The 10518-nt window shown below is 42.8% G+C and carries 13 protein-coding genes and 1 tRNA gene; 9 read left to right on the forward strand and 5 right to left on the reverse strand.

Annotated features, from left to right (window positions below):
* Window positions 1–18: 18 nt before the first annotated feature.
* Genes pncA through KI659_RS14565 form a run of 4 tightly spaced genes read right to left on the reverse strand, consistent with a single transcriptional unit; the run spans window position 19 to window position 3815 of the window.
* Window positions 19–630 carry a bifunctional nicotinamidase/pyrazinamidase gene (gene pncA, locus KI659_RS14550; RefSeq protein ID WP_213946088.1) on the reverse strand — a complete coding sequence of 204 codons (612 nt, stop codon included), beginning with the start codon at window positions 628–630 and terminating at the stop codon, window positions 19–21.
* A 1-nt stretch (window position 631) separates the two neighbouring features.
* Entirely contained in the window at window positions 632–1549 is a 918-nt protein-coding gene (locus KI659_RS14555; RefSeq protein ID WP_213946089.1) for a ribose-phosphate diphosphokinase, read from the reverse strand.
* Entirely contained in the window at window positions 1549–3015 is a 1467-nt protein-coding gene (locus KI659_RS14560; protein WP_213946090.1) for a nicotinate phosphoribosyltransferase, read from the reverse strand. The genes KI659_RS14555 and KI659_RS14560 overlap by 1 nt, the downstream gene beginning before the upstream one ends.
* Complete coding sequence (locus tag KI659_RS14565; protein WP_213946109.1) at window positions 3012–3815, reverse strand: DMT family transporter; 804 nt, start codon at window positions 3813–3815, stop codon at window positions 3012–3014. The genes KI659_RS14560 and KI659_RS14565 overlap by 4 nt, the downstream gene beginning before the upstream one ends.
* Window positions 3816–3951: 136 nt before the next feature.
* Between KI659_RS14565 and KI659_RS14570 the strand changes: the two genes are divergently transcribed.
* From KI659_RS14570 to KI659_RS14585, 4 genes are all read left to right on the forward strand, one after another.
* Window positions 3952–4404: a peroxiredoxin gene (locus KI659_RS14570; protein ID WP_213946091.1), complete on the forward strand. Its 453-nt coding sequence runs from the start codon at window positions 3952–3954 to the stop codon at window positions 4402–4404.
* A gap of 44 nt (window positions 4405–4448) precedes the next feature.
* Window positions 4449–5066: a plasmid pRiA4b ORF-3 family protein gene (locus KI659_RS14575; protein WP_213946092.1), complete on the forward strand. Its 618-nt coding sequence runs from the start codon at window positions 4449–4451 to the stop codon at window positions 5064–5066.
* A 141-nt stretch (window positions 5067–5207) separates the two neighbouring features.
* A complete protein-coding gene (locus tag KI659_RS14580; RefSeq protein ID WP_213946093.1) occupies window positions 5208–5891 on the forward strand; it encodes an IS1096 element passenger TnpR family protein in 684 nt (227 codons plus the stop codon).
* Window positions 5892–6061: 170 nt separating this feature from the next.
* The gene (locus tag KI659_RS14585; RefSeq protein WP_213946094.1) at window positions 6062–6427 is read left to right on the forward strand and encodes a response regulator; all 366 of its coding nucleotides are present in this window, start codon (window positions 6062–6064) and stop codon (window positions 6425–6427) included.
* Window positions 6428–6446: 19 nt separating this feature from the next.
* Here KI659_RS14585 and KI659_RS14590 read toward each other — a convergent pair whose 3' ends face one another.
* Window positions 6447–7097, reverse strand: coding sequence for an ABC transporter ATP-binding protein (locus KI659_RS14590; protein WP_213946095.1), 651 nt, complete (start codon window positions 7095–7097; stop codon window positions 6447–6449).
* A gap of 138 nt (window positions 7098–7235) precedes the next feature.
* On the opposite strand from KI659_RS14590, the gene sucC reads away from it, so the two are divergent.
* The 5 genes from sucC to KI659_RS14615 all read left to right on the forward strand — a co-directional run bounded on the left by sucC (window position 7236) and on the right by KI659_RS14615 (window position 10490).
* Window positions 7236–8453 carry an ADP-forming succinate--CoA ligase subunit beta gene (gene sucC, locus KI659_RS14595; RefSeq protein ID WP_213946096.1) on the forward strand — a complete coding sequence of 406 codons (1218 nt, stop codon included), beginning with the start codon at window positions 7236–7238 and terminating at the stop codon, window positions 8451–8453.
* Window positions 8454–8526: 73 nt separating this feature from the next.
* Window positions 8527–8600: transfer RNA gene (locus KI659_RS14600), tRNA-Arg, on the forward strand.
* 480 nt (window positions 8601–9080) lie between these two features.
* Window positions 9081–9488: a hypothetical protein gene (locus KI659_RS14605; protein WP_213946097.1), complete on the forward strand. Its 408-nt coding sequence runs from the start codon at window positions 9081–9083 to the stop codon at window positions 9486–9488.
* Window positions 9485–9985 carry an RNA polymerase sigma factor gene (locus KI659_RS14610; protein WP_213946098.1) on the forward strand — a complete coding sequence of 167 codons (501 nt, stop codon included), beginning with the start codon at window positions 9485–9487 and terminating at the stop codon, window positions 9983–9985. The genes KI659_RS14605 and KI659_RS14610 overlap by 4 nt, the downstream gene beginning before the upstream one ends.
* An 88-nt stretch (window positions 9986–10073) precedes the next feature.
* Window positions 10074–10490, forward strand: a complete 417-nt coding sequence (locus KI659_RS14615; protein ID WP_213946099.1) for a hypothetical protein — start codon at window positions 10074–10076, stop codon at window positions 10488–10490.
* Window positions 10491–10518: the final 28 nt, after the last annotated feature.

The raw sequence follows: 10518 nt of genomic DNA on the forward strand, positions 1-10518 counted from the left end.
CCGATGCCTGCCCGCGGGTTAAAAATTGTCAGAAAGTATGATTTGAGCGCCGGCTTGTTGCATTTCGTAAAGGGCTTTATCGAAATCGCCCTCCTGTATATTTACGGCCTTGGTGGCGTCTTTGATGAGAGTGGTTTTGAATCCCTCATGGATGGCATCCAGCACGGTAAACTTTACACAGTAATCGGCGGCCAGTCCCACGACAACCACTTCATCCACTCCCCTGCCCTTCAGGTATGCGGCAAGCCCTGTGTCTTGCTTTCGGTTATTATCATAAAAACCGCTGTAGCTGTCCAGGTTTTGATCCATTCCTTTTCTGAAAACCTTGGCCCAGTAGCTATTATCTAAATCTGCATGAAATTCGGCTCCTGGGCTTTCCTGCACACAGTGCTCGGGCCAGAGGATTTGGTCTACTCCTCCCAGTTTGATGAAATCCCCCACCTTTTTGCCCGGATGGTTGCTCGCAAAACTTCCGTGGTCGGCTGGGTGCCAGTCTTGGGTGGCCACGACAAGGTCAAACTTGGGCTGAAGCGAATTGATCACAGGAATGATTTTGTCGCCCTCCTTTACAGCCAAAGCTCCTCCAGGCAAAAAATCATATTGAACGTCTACGATAATTAATGCTTTCATATCATTTCATATTTAATCTTTCCACAATCAATGAAGCTATACTTTCTATCTGCAAAAACCCGTTGTGGTCGTTGGTCTGAGGATAGGTGTTGGTGGTGATTACTTTTTCAATCACCCCGCTGTCCCGGATTTTTTCAATTGCGTAATTGTTGAAAAGCCCATGGGTAGTGATGGTGAAAATCTTTTGAGCTCCTGCCTCTTTATAGGCCATGGCAGCGTTGACCAATGAACCGCCGGTGCGCACCATGTCGTCATAGATTACCACATCCCGGCCCGCCACATCGGCACTGATGGAAGTCACTTCGGTTTCCTCCCCGCTCACTCTTCTCTTGAAGACAAACGCGGCATTTACCCCCATGTCGTTGGCCAAGGATTCCACCCATTTCGCCCTTCCCGCATCGGTACAGGCCATCACAAAGCCATCACTTGCCAACTCACGGGCTACCCTAGTAACAATCGGTTTACAGTAAATGTGGTTGAGCAAAGCCTGCCCTTCAAAATAATAGGGTATGCCTTCCGTGTGCAGGTCAAAGAAGATGAAGTTATTGCCCAGGCTGGTTCTGGGAAGGGATGAAAACATCACCGCCCTGGATTTGGCTGTCACCACCTCGCCGGGTCTCACGGCTCTTTCCATGGTGGAATAGCCAAAATACGGAAAAACCAAGTAGATGGACCTTGCCCCAAACTTGATCAAGGCATAGGCCAAGTCATAAATCTCCAAGGTGTCGGAATCGCTCACCGTGCCTCCGATTAATACCACATCCCGGCCCCTTACGGTAGTCAGAATGCGCTGGTACCTCTCCCCGTCAGGAAAAGTTTTGACTTCTACTTCCCCTTTTTCAAAATCCCCCAACTCCAAAACCTGATCCTGAAGGTATTGATAGGCAACGGTGCTAAATATTATCTTTCTTTCTTCCATTATTTTGCCTTGGCTTCTAACACCAATGATGTTCTTAAGTTATAAAGTGTTTCTTCAAGCCCCACAGCGTAAATGTGTGGGTTGACCAGCCGCTTGTGGGCTTTGTCAAATTTGGCCAGATTCGCCTTGGTGTTTTCTCTGATTGTGTGAATATCGGGCCTTTGGTACACCTTTTCCCCTTTTACAAAAATATTTTTCAGCAAGACTTCACTGTCCCAGTCCTTACCTACTTTCTTGCGCTTGGTGGGGTCTATGGGGTCTATTAGCAGAAATTCCTTTTTGTCGTTAGTTCCATTTTCAAGAAAAATCATATCTGCATTGGCTACCCCGTTTTTATAGAATCGGCGCACATTGTGAAAGCCTGGTATATTTATTTTGATGGATTGCTGTGATACTTTGACTTTGGGTATCCACTTGCCTTCTTTTTTGATGGCCGAAAGCTTGTATACCGCCCCCAAGGCCGGTTGGTCGTAGGCTGTTACGAGTTTGGTTCCCACCCCCCATACGTTGATGGAAGATTCCTGCACTTTTAGGGAAAACATAATATGTTCGTCCAGGTCATTGCTGGCTACAATTTTCGCATTTTCAAAGCCGGCCTCATCGAGCATTTGCCTTGCGCGGTTGCTGTAGTAGGCCAAATCTCCGGAATCAATCCTCACGCCCAGCATTTCTTTTCCCTTTTCCCGCAGGGCCTTGCCCACTTCAATGGCATGCTCCACTCCTTTAATTGTGTCATAGGTATCCACCAGAAACACACAGTTGTCGGGCAGGGCCTCAGCATAGGCTTTGAAGGCTTCTATCTCGGAATCAAAAGACATGATCCAGCTATGCGCATGGGTACCCGAAACCGGAATGCCAAAGAGTTTGCCAGCCATCACATTGGAAGTGGCCGAGCAACCGCCTATGTAGGCCGCCCTGCTGGCCGCCAAGGCACCGTCTATCCCCTGGGCACGCCGAAGGCCAAATTCCAACACGTCCTCCCCCTTGGCTGCCAAGGTAATCCGGGCAGCCTTGGTAGCAATTAGGGTCTGGAAATTGGTGATGTTCAACAAGGGCGTTTCCAAAAGCTGGCATTGGATCAATGGGCCTTTCACCCTGATCAGGGGGCTGTTTGGGAATATCACCGATCCTTCCTCTACCGCATCTATATCACAGGAGAATCTCATCTCCCTGAGATAGTCGATAAAAGCAACCTCAAACATGGCCTCGCCCGATTTGCCTTTCATCTGCCCGAGGTAGGAAAGGTCCTGCTCGTCAAAATGGAAATTGCGGCAATAATCGATCACATAATCCAGCCCTGCGGCTATGGTAAAGCCACCTTGAAAGGGGTTTTTTCTAAAGAAAAGGTTGAAGACGGCTTCCTCTTCCGCTTTTCCGGATTTCCAGTAGGCATAGGCCATGGTGAGCTGGTAAAAATCAGTCAAAAGTGCCAGGGAGCTCTGGTAGAGGTCTTTGGTTATTTTCATTTATTTTTCAAGTTTAAAATCACGCCGGCCAAAACCATAAACATTCCCACATAGATCAGAAGGTCGTAGGTCTCGCCAAACAAAAAGAAACCAAATCCTAGGGCATATACGATCCCGATATATTTGAGGCTTGCCACTTTGGACAACTGGGCATTTTGATACGCCATGGTCATGTAATATTGGGCAAGTTGTGTAAAGATACCTATTCCCAACAAAATAGCCCAATCCCAGCCCTGTGGCTGTACCCAGGTAAAAATACTGATCAACGTGACCAACGGCAGCGTAACTAATGGGAAGTAAAAAACGATGACCAAGGGATGCTCCGATACGTTGAGCTTGCGTATGATATTATAGGCCAAGCCAGAAAACAGCGCCGACAGAATCCCGACAAACATCCACCAAGTCGAAATCCTGGGATCGAAACCTTCGATCATCAACACCCCGGCAAAGGCAATTCCAAAATAAATAAACTGCATGGGTTTTACTCTCTCCTTGACAATCACTATGCCCAGCAGCGTGGTAAATATCGGCGAAAGGTACTGTATGGTGACTGCACTCGCCAAGGGCATGTTCTGCAGGGTATAGAAGAATGCTATCAGGCCGATAGATCCGGCTATTCCTCTTAATACTAATAGCTTTTTATTATTTCCAAATAGCGGGATACGCTTCCTTTTGAGGAAAAAGTATGTAAAGACCAAACTAAAAAGGGAGCGGAAGAAGATGATTTCAATGGCAGGCAGGTGGGAAATGTATTTCACCATGGCATTCATGATGGCAAAAAACGCCCCTGCCAAGAGCATGTGCTGTATACTTTTGTTGCTCAAAACAGAACTTTATTTTTATATCAGAATGTTAAATTAATTAAAATTACCAGGAATTGGTTCAGCCCAATTATCACCTACTCATTTTCAACCAGATACAATTCACAAAAAGATTATGGCATTAAAAATCGGACAAAAAGCACCGGACTTTTCTCTTCCGGCCACAGGAAACAAAACCATCAGTTTATCCAAAGATTTGCAGGGACAGGCCTGCATCCTGTTTTTCTACCCCAAGGATTTTACTAAAGGCTGCACGGCAGAGGTCTGCTCATTCCGCAACAATTATGAGACCTTTGAAATCCCGGTGTACGGCATAAGCAAGGACAGCATGGAAAGCCACGAGAAGTTCAAAAAGACCCATAAATTACCTTATGAACTGCTTTCCGACAGGTCGGGAAAAGTTTGCAAGCAGTATGGTGCCCTGATGCCCATCATCAATATGCCTAAAAGGGTGACTTATCTTTTGGATAGTGAGCACAAAATAGCCGCTGTTTTCCAGGATCTTTTTGGAGCAGAAAAACATATCCAAAAAATGATAGAAAGCATGGGGAAAGTCGTGGAAAAATAGTTTTTAATTCTTATTCTTGGATTTTAATACCATAATAACCAAATATGACAGCCCGAATCATATCTATCCAACCCGATTTCTACAAACTCAAAATCTCGTTGGAGCACATGCCGGTACCGGTTTTCAGGACCGTACTGGTACCCGACAATGTTACCATGGAAAGGCTCCATGAAATCATCCAATACATTATGCCTTGGGATGACATCCACTTTTATCTATTTTCTGACAAAAGGGATCACCCGAAATATAAGACTGGGCGAGTGGACCATTGCAAAGTCGACAATGAGATAGATGATGCGGAAAATACTCTTTTAAAAGAGGAGTTTTTCATCAAGCGAAATGCCGCTCCGTTTTGGTACCTCTACGATTTAGGAGATGAATGGTTCCATGAGATCACTTTTGAAAAGCTCACCCTGTCAGATCGCAAGGCATATGAAGGCAGTCCAGTACTACTGGAGGCTGTGGGTAACTGCCCTCCAGAAGACATTGGAGGACCGGCCGGCTATCAGTATTTCCTCACCGTGATCAATGACCCCAACCATCCCGAATTTCACAGCATGCGTGAATGGCTGGATTGGGAAAAAGATGACACGGATCCCTGGGATGTAAATGAAGTGAATATGAAGATGCTCCGGGACTTTTTGGAGGATTATGATCTATAGCTGTCTATTATCATTTTTGATATAAGAATATTTGCCCAATGGACAATCTACCTACTGTCCATTGGGTATTTTTTTTAATCGAAAATTTTATTTTTAATTTCTGTATTTTATATTCATGCAAATTTTTAAACCATATTTTTTATGCAAACCAAAACAACACTTTCAAAAAGTCCCATTAAGATTGAAATTTCTTTGGACAACATGCCCAAGCCAGTTCGCAGAGTATTGCTTGTACCAGGAGACATTAATTTTCACAGATTGAATCACGTAATTATAAGCGTATTTATTTGGGAAAATGATAGTTCCTATGTCTTCGTTGACAATGTAAACCGGCCAAAAACCAAAATAGGGGAATTAAGAGGCAAAAATATACCTGAAAATCAAAACCTTCTTAATCCCAAAAGAACCTATTTACAGAGGTCATTTTTATTAAAGGGTAAGGGCGCCCCTTTTCAGTATAACTATCATCACAAATACAGATGGTCACATACCATTACCTTCCAAGAAATCACCCCAGAAGATTTGGAAAAATATGATGGGAAGGAAGTCCTTTTGGAATACGAAGGGATAAATCCTCCAGAAAATCTGGGCGGAGCTGAGGCATATAGGGTATTCCGCGAAATTGTCAACAACCCCAAAAACGCTTTACGCGATGCATTACTGGAGTTTGTAGATTGGACACCACAGGATCTTGAGGAAGAAGATGACTCATTACATCTAAGTCAATGGTTAGAGGATCTGATGGAGGAATATGAAGATATCTTGGAAGACGAAAGGTGGGAAAGAAAACATAAAAGAAATCAAGAAACTATTGAGGTGGATTAAGCAGTATCCTCAGATGGTTTCAGGTTTTTTTCCAAAAATAAAAGGTGGGGCTAAATCAATTTTCTTTACTATCTTTACTTAACTTATTTAAGTCGACTTGCGGATAACACGAAACAAATGGGCTTAAAACATAAAGAAAAGTTTTATACCAGCCCCCCTTTTTTATAGGAATGAGAATACTTTATATCGAAGACAATGAACTCAATAGAGTTGTTTTCGCAGCATTGTTGGCCAAGGTGGCCGATGTGGTTTGTGTAAGCAGTGGTTCGGAAGCCCTTGAACTTTTGGTAAACGCGCAGTTTGACATAGTAGTCATTGATCTGAACCTCAACGACCCGGAGATTGACGGATTTGAGGTAATGCGCACCTTGACTCAAAATGGCTTCAAAAAGCAAAATTCCACTCGGTTTTATGCCTTGACAGCCTATGCCCACGAAAACTGGGAGAAAAAATGCATGGATGCAGGATTTGACCATTATTTTACCAAACCTGTAGATCCTTCCGAAATACTAGAAAAAGACAATGAATTAAAATAGAATAATGGTTTAAGTTTCCTTAAACCATTATTCCATCTTGCATGGTCAGCATCCTGTCTGCCATCTGGGCAAGTTCCTGATTGTGGGTAACGATCACAAAGGATTGTCCAAATTCATCCCTTAATTTAAAAAACAGTTCGTGCAGAGACTGGGCACTTGCAGAGTCTAGGTTTCCGCTAGGCTCATCGGCAAAAATAATTTGCGGATCGTTGATCAGCGCCCTCGCCACAGCTACCCGCTGCTGCTCCCCTCCGGAAAGTTCGGCTGGCTTGTGATCCAGTCTACCGGAAATACCCAGCAGGTCGGCAAGCTTCTGCACCTTTGGCTTTAGCTCTTCAGGCGATTTCCCGGAGATCATCCCAGGGATCATAATATTTTCCTCAGCGGTGAATTCCGGCAACAAGTTGTGAAACTGGAAGATGAAACCGATCTTGCTGTTTCTGAATTCGGCCAGCCTGTCCCCTTTCATGCGGGTGAGCTCGTTTTCATCTACTTTGACCATCCCCTCGTCGGGCTGGTCCAAAGTGCCGAGAATGTGGAGCAGGGTACTTTTACCGGCCCCCGAAGCCCCTACTATAGAGACGATCTCTCCGCTTTTGATAGTAACATCCACACCCTTAAGTACATGTAGATCCCCGTAATATTTATGAATTCCCTGAGCTGTAAGCATAATTAAATTTTGACACGTTCAAATTTAAAACTATTTGACGGAATAACTTAAAATTAGGGTTCTTTTGGCAAAAAGAGCGGTTGAATCCTTGAAAAAACGGACATATAAAGTTAACTTCGGGCAAAAATTTTCACTAGGATGAATATACACGAATATCAAGCTAAAGAAGTTTTAAAGTCATACGGCGTAAAAATCCAGGAGGGCATCGTAGCCGATAGTCCGGAAGGAGCACTTGAAGCCGCAAAGCAACTCAATGCAGAAACAGGTACTTCATGGTATGTACTGAAAGCTCAGATTCATGCCGGAGGACGTGGTAAAGGTAAAATCCAGGAAACTCAATCCAATGGTGTGGTATTGGCCAAAAGCCAGGATGAGGTAACAGAAAAAGCCAAAAACATCCTAGGCGGGACTTTGGTGACTATCCAGACAGGACCTGAAGGCAAGAAAGTAAACAAGATTTTGGTAGCCCAGGATGTTTACTACCCTGGCAACTCCGAGCCAAAAGAATATTACCTTTCCATCCTTTTGGACAGAGCTACTGGCAGCAATGTCATCATGGCTTCTACCGAAGGTGGTATGGATATCGAAGAGGTAGCCGAAAAGACTCCGGAGAAAATCATCAAGGAGTGGGTTGACCCTAAAGTAGGCCTGCAAGGCTTCCAAGCTAGAAAAGTAGCCTTCAAACTTGGTTTGGAAGGAACTGCTTTCAAGGAAATGGTGAAATTTATCACTGCTTTATATAATGCATACGATGCTACTGATTCTTCCCAGTTTGAAATCAACCCTGTGTTGAAGACTTCTGACGACCAGATCTTGGCCGTAGATGCTAAAGTAAACCTTGACGACAACGCCCTTTACAGACAAAAAGACCTTGCTGAGTTGAGAGACTTGAACGAGGAGGATCCTTTGGAAGTGGAAGCTGGTAAGTCAGGATTGAATTACGTGAAGCTTGACGGTAACGTAGGCTGTATGGTAAACGGTGCCGGACTGGCCATGGCTACCATGGATATGATCAAACTTTCTGGCGGTGAGCCTGCCAACTTCCTTGACGTGGGAGGAGGGGCTAATGCCCAGACTGTTGAAGCCGGTTTCAGAATCATCCTTCAGGATCCAAATGTAAAAGCCATCCTTATCAACGTATTTGGCGGTATCGTAAGATGCGACAGAATTGCCAATGGTGTGGTGGAAGCTTATAAGTCTATCGGCGACATCAGAGTGCCAATCATCGTGAGATTGCAGGGAACCAATGCTGAGGAAGGTGCGAAAATCATCGACGAATCAGGATTGAAAGTTTCTTCTGCCATCACCTTGAAAGAGGCTGCAGAAAAAGTTCAGGCGGTATTGAAAGACGCCTAATTTAGTATATATTTGCATGCTATAAACCTGCCAGGTTTTTGGAAAAATTCATTAAATCTGGCAGGTTTTATAAGTACCCGTAGTTCAACTGGATAGAATATCAGATTTCGGCTCTGAGGGTTGAGGGTTCGAATCCTTCCGGGTACACTTGAAGGCTTATAAACAACTGATTTACAGGGGTTTATAAGTCTTTTTTATTTTTTAGTCACATAGTAGTCACAGGATTTTTCATGTTTCGAACCCCAATGAAATTAAACCCAAAANTTGAAGGCTTATAAACAACTGATTTACAGGGGTTTATAAGTCTTTTTTATTTTTTAGTCACATAGTAGTCACAGGATTTTTCATGTTTCGAACCCCAATGAAATTAAACCCAAAAAAAGATTTTAAAACCATAAATTTAGAACAATTCCAAATAACAGCGGTTTAAGCTGAAAATTGATTTTTAAAGGGAATTATATATTATTTTACCATTGTTTTTATCAAATTTTTTGACTATATTTGATAAGGTTATTCCTATTCATGGAAACAGCTTAGATTTTTAGAACCCCTACCCTACCTACAGATAGGAACCATCAACCACACCAGATAAGAGTTCAATCCTTATTTTTTTTTCAATGAATTCAAATGAAATACCTACTGCTCTTCCTGCTTTTGGCAGGCTGTAGCACCAAGCCCCATATCACCTATAAATCCTTTGATTTAAGGGATTCCACAGAAGTACAGATACAAATTCCTTCCAGAACCATAGAGAAGCTTATACAGGCTGAAAACAGGTCAATCAGAACGGAAACCAGACAGGAAAACAGAACCATCAGAACCAGCATAAAGCAATCTGAAAGAACTGTAAGAGATACCACCAGACAGGCTAACAGAACAGCCAGAAGCACCCACAGGAAAGAGGAAACAAAAGCTGTATCTTCAGCAAAGAAGGTAACAGCAATACCCAATACCCTTAAATGGGCTTCACTCCTATTAGCCCTAACCCTACTTTTTAAATTCAGAACCAACTTTTTTAAACTATTATCCAAATGAATCAGGAAATCTATAATTACGTATTAACCACAGCAAAGAAGATTAAGAACCCCAGCCAATATGAAGACGTAGTACAGGACACCATGTTAGCCATACTGGAAAAGGGATTGCAGGATAATGAACTTACCCCAGAACTTCAGAACTACATAGCAGGCATCATCTACAACACAAACACTAGCATCTTTAACCAAGAAATCAAATATACCGAGCTAAGCCCTTCTGATTTCGAAATTGAAGAAGAAGAAGCCTACAGTGAAGAAGAAACCCAATCAGAAAACCAGTTAAGGCAAATGTACGGCACCATTAAGCAGTACATCTTCCAGAACTACTACAGCAAGGGTAAGAATGTGAAGAGGTGGAAAGTCTGGTATTTAAGACTGAAGGGCTATGGGTATGATTACATCTTCCAGAAGCTAGGGATTAGTTACTACACAGCAATCCAGTACAATTACCTTTGTAACAATGAATTGAAAGACGTATTGCCTTATTTCACCTAGAAACCCTAATCCTACTGCCTGAAAGGTGGTAGGATTTCTCTTTGGAATCTTACAGAATTGTGATAATTTAAAATTTTAAAAATGAATTATGGCAGACAGATTAATGAACGCAAATGAACACCTAGCTAAAGCAGTAGCTTACTATGTGATGGAAACAAACTTAAATCAGATTCACGGAAGAACGGAGGAGGTGACCCATTCAGGATGCACTTATTTTGAAAGCAATATTTATAAATGGCTAGACGAAGTACTACTCGACCTGATTGAAAAAACAGATTATGAAGAGTTTAAAGAACTTAAGAAGAATATAAAAGTCAGGCTTCCAGAGATGGTACGAAATGACGAAGAAATTACCCTGCAACATGAAGTCTATTTTTCCAAGAAAAGAATCAGAACAACCCTAAAAATCTTCCTAGTCCCCAACATGCTACATAGATTTATGAATGATAAATTCAACAACCAAAAGCCATACAAAGCCGAGAAAGTTAAATCACTTTTTCCTTGACTGGTATTCAATAAAACATTATCTTTGT

It is taken from the genome of Litoribacter ruber (assembly GCF_018449405.1).
Classification (GTDB): domain Bacteria; phylum Bacteroidota; class Bacteroidia; order Cytophagales; family Cyclobacteriaceae; genus Litoribacter; species Litoribacter ruber.